Source organism: Paraburkholderia sp. GAS206C, assembly GCF_050435645.1.
GTDB lineage: Bacteria > Pseudomonadota > Gammaproteobacteria > Burkholderiales > Burkholderiaceae > Paraburkholderia > Paraburkholderia phenazinium_B.
On sequence record NZ_JBNDKR010000007.1, the window covers coordinates 123227 to 140840 of the forward strand.

The following is a 17614-nucleotide window of genomic DNA, read 5'->3' on the forward strand; positions in this document are numbered from 1 at the left end:
AAAACGGCACGCCTGCTCACGCGGTGTGCCGTTTTTTATGCTTTGCCGCCCTTGCACACGCCGCATGCCAGCCGCCGGACGATTTCCCCCGATAGCACGCCCGTCCGATTTGTGCTTTACTTTTCGCTGGAACCATAAAAAGCACAAACCGAAGCGAGCCCTCGTAGCAGGCAGGCGGAAGGTAGTGAATTTGGGCCCGCGCCGGTCTCGATCCCCCTCGCAACCATGTTGCATGAGACCAGAGCAAGCAAGCACTACGGCGCTAGCTCTGATCGACAAAGGAGACAGTTCATGGCGATCAGCATCAGTCTGACGGTGAACGGCACAGCCGTTACCGCCGAAATCGAACCTCACACCCTGCTTGTCCAGTTCCTGCGCGATCAACTCCGGCTCACCGGCACGCACATCGGCTGCGACACGGCCCAGTGCGGCGCGTGCACGGTTCATCTGAACGGCCGCGCGATCAAATCGTGCAATATCCTCGCCGTGCAGGCTGAAGGCGCTGAGATCACGACCATCGAAGGACTGGCCAAAGACGGCGAGCTGCATCCCATGCAGACCGCTTTCCGCGCCTGCCACGGCTTGCAGTGCGGTTTCTGTACGCCGGGCATGGTGATGAGTGCGACCTCGCTGGTCCAATGTCAACCCGATCTCACCGAAGCGGATGTACGCGCCCAGCTCGACGGCAACCTGTGCCGCTGTACGGGCTATCACAACATCGTCAAGGCCGTGCTCGAAGGGGCCGCCGGCATGAAGTCCGGCGCTGCCAGTCTGGCGACCGACAAAGTCACCGCCTAAGGAGCCGACGATGAACGCACCCGACCCGCATCCGCTGATTGGCGCCTCCGTCCAGCGCAAGGAAGACTACCGGTTCCTGACCGGCAATGGACAGTACACCGACGATGTCGTCCTGCCCCAGCAAACCTACGCTGTGTTCCTGCGCTCGCCGCATGCGCACGCGCGGATCAAAAGCATCGATACGGCCGCGGCGAAACAATCGCCGGGCGTCGTGGCGGTGTTCACCGGCGCGGATATGGCCGCCGACAACGTGGGCGGCCTGCCCTGCGGCTGGCTGATCCACAGCGTCGACGGCACTCCGATGCACGAACCGCCCCATCCGGTGATTGCGCATACCAAGGCACGCCACGTCGGCGACCAGGTGGCGATAGTGATCGCCGATTCGGTGAAGGCGGCGAAAGACGCGGCCGAGCTGATCGAAGTGGACTACGACGTCCTGCCCGCCGCGGTAGATACCGCTCACGCGGCTGACCCGGGTCAACCGGCCGTGCACGACGAAGTGCCGGACAACGTCTGCTACAACTGGGGCCACGGCGACAAGGCTGCCACCGACGCGGCCTTCGCGAAAGCCGCTCACGTGACGACGCTCGATATCGTCAACAACCGCCTGATCCCGAACGCCATCGAGCCGCGTGCGGTGAACGCCAGTTGGTCGCCGCAGGACGACAGCTACACGGTGTATGTGGCCAACCAGAATCCGCACGTCGAGCGGCTGCTGATGGCCGCGTTCGTGCTATCGCTGCCCGAATCGAAATTGCGCGTGATTGCGCCGGATGTCGGCGGCGGCTTCGGCTCGAAGATCTTTCTGTATGCCGAAGATGTCGCGCTCACGTGGGCATCGAAGAAAATCCGCCGGCCGGTGAAGTGGACGGCCGAACGTTCGGAGGCCTTCATATCCGATGCGCACGGCCGCGACCACGTGACGAAAGCCGAACTGGCGATGGACGCCGACGGCAAATTCCTCGCCATGCGCGTGCACACCATTGCGAACATGGGTGCGTACCTGTCGACGTTCGCCTCGAGCGTGCCGACCATCCTGTACGCGACGCTGCTCGCCGGCCAGTACGCCACGCCCGCGATCTACGCCGAAGTGAAGGCGGTCTTCACCAACACGGTTCCCGTCGATGCCTACCGCGGCGCCGGACGTCCAGAAGCCACGTATGTGGTGGAGCGGCTTGTCGAAACCGCAGCGCGCGAGATGAATCTCGATCCAGCGGAAATCCGCCGTCGCAACTTCATTCGCTCGTTCCCATATGCGACGCCCGTGGGCCTCACCTACGACACCGGCGATTACGAAACCTGCCTCGCCCGCGCGCTGGAACTCGCTGACGTGAAGGGTTTCGCAGCCCGCAAGCAGGCCTCGGAGCAAAACGGCAAGCGGCGTGGCCTCGGCTACTCGTGCTACATCGAAGCCTGCGGACTTGCACCGTCGAACATCGCGGGCGCGTTGGGCGCGCGGGCCGGGTTGTTCGAAGCGGGTGAAGTACGTGTGCACCCGACCGGCTCGGTAACAGTGTTCACCGGCTCGCATAGCCACGGTCAAGGGCATGAGACGACGTTTGCCCAGGTTGTGGCGGACCGGCTCGGTATTCCATTGAACAACGTCGAAATCGTGCACGGCGACACCGGCCGTATTCCATTCGGCATGGGCACGTACGGCTCTCGCTCGATTGCGGTGGGCGGCTCCGCGATCATGAAAGCGCTCGACAAGATCGAATCGAAAGCGAAAAAGATCGCGGCGCATCTGCTGGAAGCGGCGGCAGAAGACATCGAGTTCAAGGACGGCATATTCCGCGTCGCCGGCACGGACCGCACCAAGGCCTTCGCCGATATCTCGCTCGCCGCATATGTGCCGCACAACTATCCGCTCGACAAGCTCGAACCGGGCCTCGACGAAAGCGCGTTCTACGATCCGACCAATTTCACCTATCCGGCTGGTGCTTATATCTGCGAAGTGGAGGTCGATCCAGACACCGGTGAGTGCCGCATCCAGCAGTTCACTGCGGTCGACGACTTCGGCAATGTGATCAATCCGATGATCGTGGAGGGACAGGTGCACGGTGGCCTGGGTCAGGGGATCGGCCAGGCGATGCTCGAACGCTGCGTGTATGACAACGAGAGCGGCCAGTTGCTGACGGGTTCATATATGGACTATGCAATGCCGCGCGCCTCCGACTTGCCGAGCTTCACAGTGGAAACCGCCAAGGGCACGCCGTGCACGCACAATCCGCTCGGCGTGAAGGGCTGTGGCGAAGCAGGAGCCATCGGCTCGCCGCCGGCGGTGATCAACGCGATCATCGATGCGCTCGCGCCGCTCGGCGTGACGGATCTGCAAATGCCCGCGACGCCGCATCGCGTGTGGGCCGCCATCCACGCTGCGCAACAACCCTGACCGGAGCAAGCCGACATGTACACATTCGACTACCAACGTGCGGCCGATCCGAAAGCGGCGGTCGCAGCGCTCGCCGGTGACAGCGACGCCAAATTTCTCGCCGGCGGCCAGAGTCTGCTGCCCACGATGCGTCTGCGCCTCGCACAGCCCTCCAGACTGATCGACATCACGCGTATCGCCGCCCTCAAGGAGATTCGCGTCGACGCCAACACCGTGACCGTAGGCGCTGCCGTCTGCCACGCGGATGTCGCAGAACACGCCGAGATCCAGCGCGTATTGCCGGGGCTCGCCAGCCTCGCCAGCCATATCGGCGACCGTCAGGTGCGCGCGCTAGGGACGATTGGCGGTTCCCTCGCGAACAACGATCCGGCTGCGTGCTATCCGGCTGCGACGCTCGCGTTGGGCGCGACAATTGTCACTGACCGGCGCCGCATCACAGCTGACGACTTCTTTGTCGGCATGTACGAGACCGCGCTCGCGCCCGACGAACTGATCACCGCGATCGAGTTTCCCGTAGCCGAACGCAGCGCCTATGAGAAATTCCGCAATCCCGCTTCACACTTTGCGCTGGTCGGTGTGTTCGTCGCAAAACGCGCAGATGGCGTGCGGGTGGCAGTGACGGGCGCGGCGGCATCGGTGTTTCGCGCGGCCGAGCTGGAAAGCGCGCTCACGGCGGACTTCACGCCAGCGGCGGCGCGAGCGGTGACGGTCTCCGCGGATGAGCTGAACACCGACATGCACGCGAGCGCCGAGTATCGGGCGCATCTGATTCCGGTGCTGACGGCGCGCGCGGTGGCGACAGCGAACGGTTAGTGCGAGGGCGTACGCCCTCAGGAGAATCATGCAGCCCGCTTCAATCGACGACACCCTCGCCCAGCTCGCCGCCCAAAGCTATTTCGCGAACCGCGAACTGGCGACCGCGCTGTTCCTTGCGTTGCGCATGGAGCGGCCGTTGTTTGTCGAAGGCGAGCCGGGGGTCGGCAAAACCGAACTGGCCAAGGCCGCCGCTGGTCTGCTCGGCACGTCGATGTTGCGGCTGCAATGCTACGAGGGGCTCGATACGGCCAGCGCGCTCTACGAGTGGGACTATCCGCGTCAGATCATGGCGCTGAGGCTCGCCGAAGCCGCTGGCGAGCGCCCCGGTAACGACACGCTATATCGCAGCGAATTCCTGCTCAAGCGTCCGTTGTTGCAGGCGCTGATGCCCGACGAACAGCACCCCGGTGCACGCCGGGTGCTGCTGATAGACGAGATCGACCGCGCCGACGAACCGTTCGAAGCGTTCCTGCTCGAACTGCTGTCGGACTTTCAGGTGTCGATTCCGGAATACGGCACGGTGCGCGCGGAGCAGCCGCCGCTCGTCGTGATGACCTCGAACCGCACGCGCGAAGTGCACGACGCGTTGAAGCGCCGCTGCCTGTATCAATGGATCGGCTATCCGGAGCGCGATCGCGAACTGGCGATCGTCGCCGCGCGCGCGCCGCAGACCAGCGCGGAACTGCAAAAGCGCGCGGTCGACTTCGTGCATCAGTTGCGCGGCATGGACCTGTTCAAGGCCCCGGGGATTGCGGAAACAATCGACTGGTGCCGCGCGCTGGCCGCATTGAGCGTCACAGAACTCGATCCGCAATCGGTGCAGGACACGCTCGGCGTGTTGCTCAAGTATCAGGACGATCTGGCGCGGATCGACGCGGCACAGATAGCGAAGTGTCTGGCAGTGCCGGGGTAATGGCAATGAACAGGAATCCTGATAATGGACCGCCGCCCACGCTCGCGCACAACGTCGTTCATTTCGTGCGCGTATTGCGCGGCGCGGGGCTGCCGATGTCTCCCGCACAGGCGGTCGACGCCATCGCCGCCTTGCAGTGGGTCGACCTCGAGCGCCGCGATGACGTGCGCGCCGCGCTCGCCGCCCTGCTCGTCTCCGCACCCGACGAACGCGAAACCTTCAACGCCGCCTTCAATCTGTTCTGGCGCGATCCCGACTGGGAAGGCAAGTTGCGCGCGCTGCTATTGCCCAAAGTGCGCGACGGCCTGCCGCCGCCCAAGCGCAACAACCGCCTCGCCGATGCGCTCGCCGCACGTCCGCCCGGCTCGCGTAACACGCACGCCAAATCCGAAACCGAGCAGCGCGAACTGCACGCTCATGTCACCTTCAGCGCTGAGGAGCGTCTGCGCCACCGCGACTTCGATACCCTCAGCGCCGACGAATGGCGCACGCTGCGCCATGTGATTCGCGCCCACCGTCTGCCGCTCGCCACCGAACCGACTCGCCGCCTCAAGGCTGCCTCGCGCGGCACCCATGCGGACCTGCGCGCCAGCGCACGCCACGCGGTACGCTCGGGTGGCGACTGGACGGTGTGGAAATACCGCGCGGTCGTCGAGCGCAAACCGCCGCTCGTGCTGCTGCTGGACATCTCCGGATCGATGAGTGCGTACTCGCGCGCGGTGCTGTATTTTTGTCACGCGTTGTTGCAATCGCGCGAGCGGCTTCAGGTGTTCCTGTTCGGTACACGCCTCACCAACGCGACGCGTGCGCTGCGCGAGCGCGATCCCGACGTGGCGATCGCGACAATTGCCGATCAGGTCTTGGACTGGTCGGGCGGCACGCGCATCGGCGCCGCGCTCGCCGAATTTAACCGGCGCTGGGCACGCCGCGTGCTGACCGGCAGGGCAACTGTGCTGCTCGTCACCGACGGTCTCGACCACGAGGCCATCGACATGCTCGACACGGAAATGGCCCGTCTGCACCGCTTCGCCCACCGCATCGTCTGGCTCAACCCGTTACTTCGATACAGCGGCTTCTCTGCGAAAGCTCGCGGCATACAGGCGATCCTTCCGCATGTCGATGCGCACCGTCCGGTTCATAATCTCGATAGTCTGGCTGCGTTTGGTCGCGATCTGGCGCAGCTGACGCGCACACCTCGCGCGACTAATGCGGCCGGCACCCAGGCAGGAGTCAGGCAATGGAATTGACCGAAAGCTATACGCTACCCATCTCGCAGCAACGCACGTGGGAAGCGCTGAACGACACCGCCGTCCTGCGCGCGTCGATTCCCGGTTGCGAGAGCATCGAGGCAGACGGCGAGAATGCGTTTGCGCTCTCGATGAGCGCGTCGGTCGGTCCCGTGAAGGCTCGCTTCAAAGGGCGTATGCTGCTGACCGATATCGACGCGCCGCAGACGTATACCATCGTCTTCGAGGGTCAGGGCGGCGTGGCGGGCTTCGGCAAAGGCAGCGCGCGCGTCGTGCTCGAATCCGAAGGCGCCGAGGCGACGAAGCTGACGTACACCGCGAGCGCGCAGGTCGGCGGCAAGCTGGCGCAAATCGGCTCACGGCTCGTCGACGGTGCCGCGCGCAAGCTGGCCGGCGAATTTTTCAAGCGGTTCATCGCGCAGGTGAGCGGCGGCGGCGGAGACGCCGCAGCCGAAACTGCAGCGGCCGCAGACACAGCATCAAACGACGACGCCGATGCAGCATCCGGCGAAGATCAGACGAAAAGGAAGAAATCATGGACAGCGTGGATCTCGAAGTCCTGAAGTCCAGTGCACGCTGGCTCGAACAGGGACATCGCGCGCTACTGGTGACGGTGGTGAAAACGTGGGGCTCTTCGCCCCGTCCTGAAGGCGCCATGCTCGCCGTGCGCGACGATGGCCTCGTGGTGGGATCGGTGTCGGGCGGCTGCATTGAGGACGACCTGATCGAACGCGTGCGGCAACGCGGCATCGAACAGAATGTGCCTGAGGCGGTTAAGTACGGCATCTCGGCGGAGGAAGCGCATCGCTTCGGACTGCCTTGCGGCGGCACGATCCAGTTGGTGCTTGAGCCGCTCAGCAAGGCAAGCCTGATCGCTGAATTGTGCGACTCGGTGGAAAACGGCCGGCTGCTCGCGCGACGCCTCGATATGACAACCGGCGCGGTACAACTCGGACCCGCGCAGGCCACAGATGGCGTCGACTTCGACGGCGAGCGCCTGTTGACGATCCACGGGCCACGCTACCGGATGCTGGTAATCGGCGCGGGGCAATTGTCGCGCTATCTCTGCCACATTGCGGTGGGGCTCGACTATCAGGTGACCGTCTGCGATCCGCGCGAAGAGTACACCGACGAATGGGATATACCCGGCACGAAGATCGTCCGCACAATGCCCGACGACACAGTGCTCGAGATGAAGCTCGACGAACGTTGCGCTGTCATTGCGCTGACGCACGATCCGAAGCTCGACGACCTCGCGCTCATGGAGGCCTTGAAAACACCCGCGTTCTACGTCGGCGCACTGGGCTCGCGGCGCAACAACGCGGCCCGCCGCGAACGGCTCAAGGAGTTCGATCTGAACGATACGGAACTGGCCCGGTTGCACGGGCCGGTGGGCATCTATATCGGTAGCCGGACGCCGCCGGAGATCGCCGTATCGATTCTCGCCGAAGTGACGGCTGCCAAGAATGGCGTTTCGCTGCCCACGCTGCTGCAGGTTGAGGGCGCGAAGGCCGCACGGGAAATCGCTGCGAGCGGCGGAACGGCTTGCAGCGTGTAGTCGTTCGCAATCCTCTTCAACGTTAGCCATTCGGCTGACTGGTATCCCACCCGCAAATCCATAGCATGGCCTCATGCACGGCTCGTCCGTGGCCGGACGAAACGTTCGTCGCGCAAGTCGTTGCGACGTCGCTTTCGGCCGCCGCGTTCCGTGCACATAAATTGACAATTATTCCTTTGACGGAATATTCCATGGAGGCTATATTTATGGCGTGGGACGTTGAATACACCGACATGTTCGGTGCGTGGTGGGACGGTTTGACAGAGAAAGAGCAAGGTTCAGTCGACAATGCAATTGGATTGCTTGAAAACGTAGGACCCCATTTGCCTTACCCACACAGCAGCCAGGTCAAGGGCTCGAAATACAGCCGCATGCGCGAATTGAGAATCCAGCATGCAGGCAGGCCCTTCGGCGTGCTGTACATCTTCGACCCACTGCGCACCGGCATTCTTTTACTCGGTGGCGACAAGACCGGCAAGGATCGCTGGTACGCAATAAATATCCCGCGTGCTGATGCCCTATACGGCGCGCATCTGGCGCGACTTGATCAAGAAGGAGTCAATGATGGCGAGAAAGTATGCAGAACTGCGCGCGCAACTGTCACCGGAAGTGCGTGCCCGATCGGAGCAGGCAACCAAAGATCTGATCGCGGAAATGGCGCTCTCCGAATTGCGTCGTGCGATGGGTTTTTCGCAGGAAGGTCTGGCAACCGTGATGAACGTGAAGCAACCGAGCGTCGCAAAGCTCGAGCAGCGAACGGACATGTACGTCTCCACCCTGCGTGATCATATCCATGCGTTGGGCGGTGAACTGGTTTTGATCGCTCGCTTTGCCGATCGCGATGTGAAGATCAGTTCGGTGGGCGGACCGTCTACGTCGAAAGACGCAGCGGCCTGAACCGCCGCGGTCCGCACGGGCCGACGGGCGGCTATACCGGCCAGAGCGGCCCCTCCTGCATCGCGCCAAGCTGCTCACGCATCTCGAGAATACGGTCTTCCCAGTAGCGCTGCGTGTTGAACCATGGAAAGGCCGCAGGAAACGCGGGATCGTCCCAGCGGCGTGCCAGCCATGCCTGGTAGTGAATCAGCCGCAGCGTGCGCAACGCTTCGATCAGATACAGCTCACGCGGCTCGAACTCGCAAAAGTCTTCGTATCCCGCCAGCAGATCGGTGAGCGCGCGCGACGCTTCCGCACGCTCGCCCGGCAGCAACAGCCACAGATCCTGTACCGCCGGCCCCATGCGGCTATCGTCGAAGTCGACGAAGTGCGGACCGGCATCGGTCCACAGCACATTGCTCGGATGGCAGTCGCCATGCATACGCAAAGCGCGGATTTCGCCCGCTCGCTCGAATGCCTGTTCCACGCCTTCGAGCGCCAGGTTGATCACCGTCTCCCACGCCGTGCGCACATCGTCGGGAACGAAGCGTTGCGACAGCAGGAAATCGCGCGGCTCATAGCCGAAGGTCTGAATGTCGAGCGTAGGTCGTGCGGTGTAATCCCGCGTCTGTCCCACGGCGTGGATGCGGCCGATAAAGCGGCCCAGCCATTCGAGCGTATCGCGCCGGTCGAGATCCGGGGCGCGACCGCCTCGCCGCTCGAAGATCGAAAAGCGAAAACCGTCGAACGTGTGCAGCGTGCGGCCTTCGAAGACGCGCGCGGGCACCGCCGGAATCTCGCGCTCCACCAGTTCGGCCACAAACGCATGCTCTTCGAGAATCGCTTCGTCGGTCCAGCGCTCGGGCCGGTAGAACTTCGCGACAACGGGCGGGCCGTCCTCGACGCCGATCTGATAGACGCGGTTCTCGTAGCTGTTGAGCGGCAGCATGCGGCCATCGGTGCGCACGCCAACCGTGCTCAGCACGCTGTCGATAGCGTCGAGCACGCACTCCGGCTTAAGCCGGGCGAAAGGCACGGTGCCGGAGGCATCGTCCTGCGAATCGTGAGGTTCGTAGTTCATGCCCGCATTGTGCGCCGCGCCGTCGTCAAAGACGAGCGTTGCAGCGACACGCGCGGGCTACAACCCGCGTTCAGTGCATCTGCGCACTGGCTGGGCGCACGAGTTCGCCTGTATCGATAAGGTCTTCGAGGAAAAAGGGTTCTGTATTGAGTTGCAGCGAAGTGCCGGGTTCGCCGGCATACCACGCCACCATCGCCATGTCGCCCAGAATGCGCATGACGATTCCGCGCGCGCCCTGCGGCACGGCGATATGCACGGATCGGACGATAGAACCGACTTGCATGATATTTCCCCGTTCTCACGTAGCCGGCTATATGAGGATCGTGCCGGTCGAGGTGATGATAAAAAGCGCCGCTTCGCCGAACACGTTGCGCACGCACCTAAGTTTCTCCGCGTCGCACGCGGTGGTGGTGAAGCTCATTGTTGCCGTTTTGCGGGTGAGGGAAAAGCGGAAACTCGCGGTACATGACCCTTCATTTCAGCGCTTTCCTCTCATCGACTCCAGCAAAACGCCGCGCCGATGGCCTCACTGTACCGCATGATCAAGAGCCATCATAAACCTTGCGGCACTGATATATCAAAAACATGGGCCCAGGGTTCTTGCCTGGGCTGAACCCCAAGGAAACCGCAGTACAGTGTGAGTAGGAAGCCTGACGACCACTCGCGGGCTCACAGAAAGGACAATGTAATCGAACGCCATAATACGGCGCTGCACGATGGTCCTTTGACAGAAAGCGCTCAGCCCCGCTGGGCAAGCCTTCGGTGCGGCCAGGAGCGCCGCTGCAGTGCCACAAACAACTCCGACAGCAGTTCAGCCGTCGCCTATACTCGAAACAAGCGTGACAGCCACAGCAAACTAAAAAGACCGTCGCTGGCCGCGCGAAGATACAAGGAGACGAGCATGACGACCTACTTTACGATCGCCGATTTCATCCTGATCATTCCGATGGCACTGGCCGGCGCCCTGTTTCTCGGCGCGCTACCCTGCAAGACAGAATTTCGGCACAACGTCTTCCGCTTGATTGGCGCCCTGTTGGGCGTGGGCGTCGCGGTACTGCTAGTAGAAGGGCTTCCAGCGCTCGTCTAGCCCGGCCCGGGAATCCACCTGGGAGTCTTTAACAAGCCGCAGTCGGATAGCTGGTGAGGCAGCTTAGCGCGTGGTCGCGTCCAACGCGCCCGGCCCCTTGAACTGGCGTAACGCGCTACGGAAATAGGCGGGGTCGCTGGATCCGCCCGATTCGCTGCCTGCTGCGCGCTCGAGCGAATCGAGTGCGGGTAGAGCCGTCCACGGCAGCGTCGGGTGCTGATGATGCAGGCGATGCAGATGGTGGTTCATCAGCACACCTTGCCATCCACACGGCACGCGGAAATTGCGCGAGCGCCCGGGCTGATCCAGCGCGACACCATGATGCGGCAGGTTGTCAGCCAGCGAGAGCCACACGCCGCGCAAATACATCGTCAAGGCCAGCACCGGCCACCACGTTCCGTACAGGTAAAAAGCAAGCACGAACAAGCCGAGCGTCAATAGCCAGTCGCGACGGATTCGTGCGCGTCGCGCGGGGTCGGTAGCGAAGCTGGTGAAATGACGCTGTACGTCGACGCCGACCGGTCCCTGCGAGCCGATAGCGCGAGCCACGAGCGAACGCGCGACGTTAGCGGGCGCGAATGCAAGCAGCGGGATCATCAGTTCCCCTGCGTACAGCCCACCGAGCAAACGTCCGTAGTAGCTCACCCAGCAAGGCCACACTTCCGCGACGGGACGGCTGCGATCGAGCACATCCGGGCGATCAAAAGGCTCACGCGTAAAGCGATGATGCATCAGGTGTCCGAAACGTACCGCGTCGAACGGCAACGCAAACGCAATGGCCAGCGCACGTGCAACACCTTCGTTCAGACGCCGTCCAGCAAACAGTTGTCCATGAATCGCCTCGTGAATCAAACCCCAGTGCGTGGGTGTCAACACAACCAGCGGCACGATCAGTAGCAGCGCCGGCATGCCCCATGCGCGCAGCAGCGCGGGAAGCGCAAATAGCTGTAGCGCGGTCGCGATCGTCACGACCGTCAGCAACGTGAGATTGGCACGTACGTCGATGGCAGCGCGTTTGGACGCGCGTCGTCCATGCGCCGTGGATTGCGTTGCCGGGCCGCCCTGGGCGACCGCACCTGGGTCCATCTTCCCTCCGTCGAGACGACATCGCCCGCGACCTTAGCAGTGCTGTATGACAGCGGGAAGAACGGTGTCACCGGGTAACAGCGCGTAACGGAAAGCCCAAGCCCATAAAGGAAAGCCGCCTTACGGCGGCTTTCAGAATCACACTATGTCAGTCAGTTCGACGATCAGACCGCCTGATCCGTCGAGGGCTTTTCCCACAGGTTGACGCCACCCTCGGTCGCGAAGCGATCGATCTCCGCCAGCTCTTCGTTCGAAAACTCGAGGTTCTTCAGCGCGCCCACGTTCTCAACCAGCTGCTCGGGTTTGCTCGCGCCGATCAGCACCGACGTGATACGGCCACCGCGCAGTGCCCAAGCGAGTGCCATCTGCGCGAGACTTTGACCGCGGCGCTGGGCGATTTCATTGAGCTTACGCACATGCTCGATGTTCTGCGCACTGAGGTGGTCCTGCTTCAGCGAGTCGCCGCCCGGTTTGTTGACGCGTGCATCTGCCGGCACACCGTTCACGTACTTGCCGGTCAACAGACCTTGCGCAAGCGGCGTGAAAGCGATGCTGCCAGTGCCGATTTCGTCGAGCGTGTCGAGCAGCTCATGCTCGACCCAACGGTTCAGCATGTTGTACGCCGGCTGGTGGATCAGCAGCGGCACCTTGTATTCGGCAAGCAGCTTCGCCATCTCGCGGGTCTTGGCGGCGGAGTACGACGAAATCCCGACGTAGAGCGCCTTGCCCTGTTGCACGGCGCTCGCCAGTGCACCGGCGGTTTCTTCGAGTGGCGTGTCAGCGTCGAAACGGTGCGAATAGAAGATATCCACGTAGTCGAGCCCCATGCGCTGCAGGCTCTGATCGAGACTCGCGAGTACGTATTTGCGCGAGCCGCCGCCCTGGCCATACGGACCCGGCCACATATCCCAGCCGGCCTTCGACGAGATCAACAGCTCGTCGCGGTACGGCTTGAAATCGTCCTTGAAGATGCGCCCGAAATTCGTTTCGGCACTGCCGTACGGCGGCCCATAATTGTTCGCCAGATCGAAGTGCGTGATGCCGAGATCGAATGCAGTGCGCAGGATGTCGCGTTGCGTCGAGATCGGCGTGGTGTCGCCGAAGTTGTGCCACAGGCCCAGCGAAAGCGCCGGCAGTTTGAGGCCCGACTTGCCGCAAACGCGGTATTGCATGTCCGAATAGCGTGCTGGAGCTGCTTCGTAAGCCATTGCTTGAATCCTTGGTGAAGAAGGAAGGAGAGTTGTCACGCAGCCGCGTTGCCAACTGTCTGGCGAGCCTGGCCGGCCGTGACTACTATGTTGCGCGGCCGCGCACGGTTTCATGCGGGGTGTGACGAACCAACTATATTAGCGAATCGTCGAAAGGATTGCAGGCGTCCATTATGCGGGACACGTGAAGCTTGCACATGGACGCGCCCTTGACGCTCCCCTACACTTCCACGACTTTTCTACAGGAGGAAGTTCATGACCAAAGCGATTTCGCTCGCATTGATTGTCGGCGGCGTGGTGCTGCTGTATTTCGGCGGCCAGGCGTTCCACTCGTTTAGCAGCGACGTGTCGCGCGTCTTCACGGGCTCGCCGACCAACAAGGCCATCATGCTGATCGCAGGCGGCGTGATCGCCACGCTCGCAGGTCTGATCGGAATGGCGACTTCAGGCGGAAAACGCTGAGGCAAGCGACCGGCTGTGGGACTCCGCTGCGCAGGCCGGTTTTAAACGTCCCCGCAGCGGGGCTGGGCGACACGCGATGGCCTACGGGTCGCATTTTCTGCAACGAAGGATTGAACGCGAGCCGGTCCAGCGCGCCCCGGCCTAACGCGCCCCTCAGAATGCAATCTCCGGCTTCGACGCCGAACGCGAACCCGGTAACGGCACATTGCTCGCGCCGTGATAGGTGTACACCAGCGAAAACTTCACCTGGTCGCTGAGATTCTTGCCGGCCGAATGCAGCGTGTTGCAGTGGAAGAACACCACATCGCCCGGCTTGAGTTCCGGTGACACCGCCGTCCGGATCAGCGCCTGATTTTCCGGCAGATCGGAGCGGAAGAATTTCGCTTCGTCGAAACGATCCGACGTGAACGTCGCAGTATGCGATTGCGGCACCAGCCACAGCGCACCGTTATCCACCGTTTCAGAGCCGAGCGCGAGCCACACCGAAACCAGATCATCACGCTCGAACGACCAGTAGCGCACGTCGCGATGCCAGCCGGTCAGGCTGCCATACGCGGGATGCTTGGTCATCATGCAATTGTGATGCGCCCGCGAGAGGCGCGGCTCCTCGCCGAAATAGGTTTCCATCCAACCGCGGATTTCCGGCGCCGTGGCCCACTCCGCAAAATGCGGATGGCGTGCATACGCATCGAGCAGGCGCCGCACGGTATGGCCGCCGGGCGCGTGCTTCGACTCGGGCGCGCCGGGGTACTGCAGATCCGCCTCGAATTCGATCGGAGTGGCTGCTTCCTGCAACTGCCGCTGCGCGATCTGCTTCAGCTCGTTGCAGCGCTCGGGCGAAACCAGCCCCGGCACCACGACGAAGCCCCGTTCCCGCAACACCTGAACCTGTTCTTTCTTTGAGTGACCTGACATGGGTATTCCGTTACTTTCTACTGACCGATGCTCGATTGTAAAACGTGCGCGATCAGCGTGCGGACTTTGCCATGCTCCCATCCCGGACGAGTGCACGCGACAGGGGCGGGCGTGCACGCTTATCGATCGCAAAGGGTCCGACCGTGAGCGCTTTACAGCACGATCTGCCCCGTAAAAACCCGCAGACGCGAGGGTTATAACGGACTTTCTGACGTCACGATTCGCGTGTAGCCTGCACCCATGTTGATTGCAATTCCCGCTGCGTTCCTTAGCGCACGGCCTCCGCAGGTCGCTGCCGCCACTTCCCGCTCAGTTTTCGGGCTTGCGCGTCCATCCCGCTGGCATAGATGGTGCTCGTTTTTATAGCACCTCCCGTCGCGTGACACGCTGCCTACATTTCGAAGCCATGCACACTCTCCTGAATACCCGTCTCACCCGCGCCGCCCTCAAGGCAGCGCGTCCCGCGCGCCGTCACGTCGTGCGTGCGCTGCGCCATCACGCAACCCGCACCCGTGCCCTCGCCGGCCAATGGCGCGAGGCCAAACCGGTCGACAGCATCCGCACATGGTTCCAGATGTTTTTCACCGCGCTGCGTACGCAAGCCGGCTCGCGCCGCTTTTCGCTACGCACGCTCCTGCGCAAGCCGACGCCGCGTCGCGCGCTGCCGCCAAAACGCGTAAGCGCACCACGCAGCACAAGCCGCCGGCCGCGCCGGATGTCGTTTGGCCATGAAGGCTGGTTCGGCTTCGCGGGCCTTTAATAGAAAAAGCCCCGCCCGGCTCAACGCCGGCGGGGCTTTTTGCTGACGCAGTACGAGTACGCGTTAGACGACCGCGGCAACCGGCTCCGTACCAGCAGCCTCGGCGAGGGCCAGCGCTTTGTCCGTCGCTTCCCACGTGAATTCCGGCTCTTCGCGGCCGAAGTGGCCGTAAGCCGCGCTCTTCTCGTAGATCGGACGCAGCAGATCCAGCATCTGGATGATGCCCTTCGGACGCAGGTCGAAGTGTTCCTGCACGAGGCGCGTGATCGTTGCATCCGACACGCGGCCCGTGCCGAACGTGTTGACCATCACCGACGTCGGCTGAGCCACGCCAATCGCATACGACACCTGAATCAGGCAACGCGACGCCAGGCCCGCAGCCACGATGTTCTTCGCGACATAACGGCCAGCATAAGCGGCCGAACGGTCGACCTTCGACGGATCCTTGCCCGAGAACGCGCCGCCGCCGTGCGGTGCTGCGCCGCCGTACGTGTCGACGATGATCTTGCGGCCGGTCAGGCCACAGTCGCCTTGCGGACCGCCAATCACGAAACGGCCAGTCGGGTTGACCAGGAACTTGATGTCGCCCTTGATCAGCTCGGCCGGCAGCGTCGGCTTGATCACTTCTTCGATCACGGCTTCGCGCAGCGTGGACAGTTCGATATCCGGCGAATGCTGCGTGGACAGCACGACCGTATCGATCGAATGCGGCTTGCCGTCGACATAGCGCACGGTGACCTGCGACTTCGCATCCGGACGCAGCCACGGCAGACGGCCGTCGCGGCGCAGGTTGGCCTGGCGCTCGACCAGACGGTGCGACAGGTGGATCGGCAACGGCATCAGTTCCGGCGTTTCTTCACACGCAAAGCCGAACATCAGCCCCTGGTCGCCGGCGCCCTGATCGAGGTTGTTGTCGTGTGCACGGTCGACGCCCTGGGCGATGTCCGGCGACTGCTTGTCGTACGCGACAAGCACCGCGCAACCGCGATAGTCGATACCGTAGTCGGTGTTGTCGTAGCCGATGCGCTTGATCGTATTGCGCGCGACCTGGATGTAGTCGACGTTTGCAGTGGTGGTGATTTCACCGGCCAGCACGACGAGACCCGTGTTGCACAGCGTTTCCGCGGCAACACGTGAGTATTTGTCCTGAGTCAGGATCGCGTCGAGAATCGCGTCCGAGATCTGGTCCGCCACCTTGTCCGGATGGCCTTCGGAAACCGATTCTGAAGTGAAGAGATAGTCGTTTGCCACGTTGCAGACTCCTGTTGTGTGGTTACGGTTGAGTTTCACGTAGCCAGCTCCGGAAGCCTGAAGCGGCGACGCTTTAGCGGATTTCCTGACTGCCCGGTGCGTATCACGTGGATCGCGCCCGGCAGCTTCGCCCCGCAAGTTGTCTATTAACTCGGCGAAGCCCTTATTATAGCGACTTCCTACAATTGTCACAGAGTACCCACGCGTGTTGTATTTCGACTCGTTTTCGGTTTTCTCAAACGTAGCGTCCTCGTGCGCGCGCCGCGGAGCGTCAGCATGCTGAGCCGCTTCGGATCCAAACTCGCCATCGGACTGCTGAAACTGTTTGCGCTATTGCCATACGGAGTGATCGCCCGCCTCGGCGACGGTCTCGGCTGGCTGCTGTATCAAATCCCCAGCAATCGCAAACGCATCGTACATATCAACTTGAAACTGTGCTTCCCCGAGTGGAGCGACGAACGCCGCGAGGACGTCGCCCAGAAGCACTTCCGCCATGCGATCCGCAGCTATGTGGAGCGCAGCGTGCAGTGGTTCGGCTCGGCCAGGAGGCTCGAGAAACTGATCCAGCTCGACAGCGCGATCGACCTCACCGATCCCAACCTGCCGCCCACGCTGTTTCTCGGTTTTCACTTTGTCGGCATCGAGGCAGGTTCGATCTTCCTCAACTACTCGCTGCATCGACAGTGCGGTTCGTTGTATCAGCCCATGTCGAACCCGGAACTCGAGGAAGTCGCCAAGGCGGCGCGCGCACGCTTCGGCGCGGATATGGCGAGCCGCGCGGACAGTGCGCGCATCGTGCTGCGCTGGCTGCGCGACAAAAAGCCGGTCATGCTGGGGGCCGATATGGACTACGGCATGCGCAATTCCGCCTTTGTACCGTTTTTCGGCGTGCCGACCTGCACACTGACCGCCGTCGGACGGCTTGCGAAGGTCGGCCAGGCGCAGGTGGTGCCGTTTATCGGCGAGGTGCTGCCCCACTACAAAGGCTACCGTCTCAAGGTATTCAAGCCGTGGGAAAACTACCCAACCGGCGACGACGAGGCCGACGCGCGCCGCATGAACGCTTTCCTGGAAGAGCAGATTCCGAAGATGCCGGAACAGTACTATTGGGTGCACAAACGCTTCAAGACGCGGCCGCCGGGCGAGCCGAGCGTGTATTGAAAC

18 protein-coding genes and 1 pseudogene are annotated in these 17614 nt (G+C 62.6%); 13 read left to right on the forward strand and 6 right to left on the reverse strand.

Annotated elements, in window-relative coordinates:
- Positions 1 to 291: 291 nt before the first annotated feature.
- From P3T20_RS20260 to P3T20_RS20300, 9 genes and pseudogenes are all read left to right on the forward strand, one after another.
- Complete coding sequence (locus tag P3T20_RS20260) at positions 292 to 798, forward strand: (2Fe-2S)-binding protein (RefSeq protein WP_074263092.1); 507 nt, start codon at positions 292 to 294, stop codon at positions 796 to 798.
- A gap of 10 nt (positions 799 to 808) precedes the next feature.
- The gene (locus tag P3T20_RS20265) at positions 809 to 3190 is read left to right on the forward strand and encodes a xanthine dehydrogenase family protein molybdopterin-binding subunit (RefSeq protein ID WP_074263091.1); all 2382 of its coding nucleotides are present in this window, start codon (positions 809 to 811) and stop codon (positions 3188 to 3190) included.
- A gap of 15 nt (positions 3191 to 3205) precedes the next feature.
- Positions 3206 to 4003, forward strand: a complete 798-nt coding sequence (locus tag P3T20_RS20270) for an FAD binding domain-containing protein (RefSeq protein ID WP_074263090.1) — start codon at positions 3206 to 3208, stop codon at positions 4001 to 4003.
- A 28-nt stretch (positions 4004 to 4031) separates the two neighbouring features.
- Entirely contained in the window at positions 4032 to 4919 is an 888-nt protein-coding gene (locus tag P3T20_RS20275) for an AAA family ATPase (RefSeq protein WP_074263089.1), read from the forward strand.
- A gap of 5 nt (positions 4920 to 4924) precedes the next feature.
- A complete protein-coding gene (locus tag P3T20_RS20280; RefSeq protein ID WP_074265902.1) occupies positions 4925 to 6166 on the forward strand; it encodes a vWA domain-containing protein in 1242 nt (413 codons plus the stop codon).
- Positions 6157 to 6729: a CoxG family protein gene (locus P3T20_RS20285; protein WP_074263088.1), complete on the forward strand. Its 573-nt coding sequence runs from the start codon at positions 6157 to 6159 to the stop codon at positions 6727 to 6729. The genes P3T20_RS20280 and P3T20_RS20285 overlap by 10 nt, the downstream gene beginning before the upstream one ends.
- Positions 6702 to 7724 (forward strand): XdhC family protein, encoded by a 1023-nt coding sequence (locus tag P3T20_RS20290; RefSeq protein ID WP_074263087.1) that lies wholly within the window; start codon positions 6702 to 6704, stop codon positions 7722 to 7724. The genes P3T20_RS20285 and P3T20_RS20290 overlap by 28 nt, the downstream gene beginning before the upstream one ends.
- Positions 7725 to 7957: 233 nt before the next feature.
- Positions 7958 to 8236: pseudogene (locus P3T20_RS20295) on the forward strand (type II toxin-antitoxin system RelE/ParE family toxin); the annotation flags it as partial.
- A gap of 49 nt (positions 8237 to 8285) precedes the next feature.
- Entirely contained in the window at positions 8286 to 8621 is a 336-nt protein-coding gene (locus P3T20_RS20300) for a helix-turn-helix domain-containing protein (RefSeq protein ID WP_367946949.1), read from the forward strand.
- Positions 8622 to 8652: 31 nt separating this feature from the next.
- On the opposite strand, the gene P3T20_RS20305 is transcribed toward P3T20_RS20300, so the two are convergent.
- Together P3T20_RS20305 and P3T20_RS20310 are read right to left on the reverse strand one after the other, a co-directional pair.
- A complete protein-coding gene (locus P3T20_RS20305; RefSeq protein WP_074263086.1) occupies positions 8653 to 9681 on the reverse strand; it encodes a serine/threonine protein kinase in 1029 nt (342 codons plus the stop codon).
- A 70-nt stretch (positions 9682 to 9751) separates the two neighbouring features.
- The gene (locus P3T20_RS20310) at positions 9752 to 9964 is read right to left on the reverse strand and encodes a hypothetical protein (RefSeq protein ID WP_074263085.1); all 213 of its coding nucleotides are present in this window, start codon (positions 9962 to 9964) and stop codon (positions 9752 to 9754) included.
- Positions 9965 to 10582: 618 nt separating this feature from the next.
- Between P3T20_RS20310 and P3T20_RS20315 the strand changes: the two genes are divergently transcribed.
- Positions 10583 to 10768 (forward strand): hypothetical protein, encoded by a 186-nt coding sequence (locus P3T20_RS20315; protein ID WP_074263084.1) that lies wholly within the window; start codon positions 10583 to 10585, stop codon positions 10766 to 10768.
- A 63-nt stretch (positions 10769 to 10831) separates the two neighbouring features.
- On the opposite strand, the gene P3T20_RS20320 is transcribed toward P3T20_RS20315, so the two are convergent.
- A complete protein-coding gene (locus tag P3T20_RS20320) occupies positions 10832 to 11854 on the reverse strand; it encodes a fatty acid desaturase (protein ID WP_083611342.1) in 1023 nt (340 codons plus the stop codon).
- Between the two features lie 164 nt (positions 11855 to 12018).
- Positions 12019 to 13062 carry an L-glyceraldehyde 3-phosphate reductase gene (mgrA, locus tag P3T20_RS20325; RefSeq protein ID WP_074263083.1) on the reverse strand — a complete coding sequence of 348 codons (1044 nt, stop codon included), beginning with the start codon at positions 13060 to 13062 and terminating at the stop codon, positions 12019 to 12021.
- Between the two features lie 255 nt (positions 13063 to 13317).
- Between mgrA and P3T20_RS20330 the strand changes: the two genes are divergently transcribed.
- Positions 13318 to 13524 carry a DUF3185 family protein gene (locus P3T20_RS20330; protein WP_074263082.1) on the forward strand — a complete coding sequence of 69 codons (207 nt, stop codon included), beginning with the start codon at positions 13318 to 13320 and terminating at the stop codon, positions 13522 to 13524.
- Between the two features lie 153 nt (positions 13525 to 13677).
- Here P3T20_RS20330 and P3T20_RS20335 read toward each other — a convergent pair whose 3' ends face one another.
- The gene (locus P3T20_RS20335; RefSeq protein ID WP_074263081.1) at positions 13678 to 14439 is read right to left on the reverse strand and encodes a phytanoyl-CoA dioxygenase family protein; all 762 of its coding nucleotides are present in this window, start codon (positions 14437 to 14439) and stop codon (positions 13678 to 13680) included.
- 406 nt (positions 14440 to 14845) lie between these two features.
- On the opposite strand from P3T20_RS20335, the gene P3T20_RS20340 reads away from it, so the two are divergent.
- On the forward strand, positions 14846 to 15199 hold the full coding sequence (locus P3T20_RS20340; RefSeq protein WP_074263080.1) for a hypothetical protein: 354 nt from the start codon (positions 14846 to 14848) through the stop codon (positions 15197 to 15199).
- A 63-nt stretch (positions 15200 to 15262) separates the two neighbouring features.
- Here the strand turns inward: P3T20_RS20340 and metK are convergent, their stop codons facing one another.
- Positions 15263 to 16450 (reverse strand): methionine adenosyltransferase, encoded by a 1188-nt coding sequence (gene metK, locus P3T20_RS20345; protein ID WP_074263079.1) that lies wholly within the window; start codon positions 16448 to 16450, stop codon positions 15263 to 15265.
- Between the two features lie 276 nt (positions 16451 to 16726).
- On the opposite strand from metK, the gene P3T20_RS20350 reads away from it, so the two are divergent.
- Positions 16727 to 17611, forward strand: a complete 885-nt coding sequence (locus P3T20_RS20350) for a lipid A biosynthesis lauroyl acyltransferase (RefSeq protein WP_074263078.1) — start codon at positions 16727 to 16729, stop codon at positions 17609 to 17611.
- Positions 17612 to 17614 lie beyond the last annotated feature (3 nt).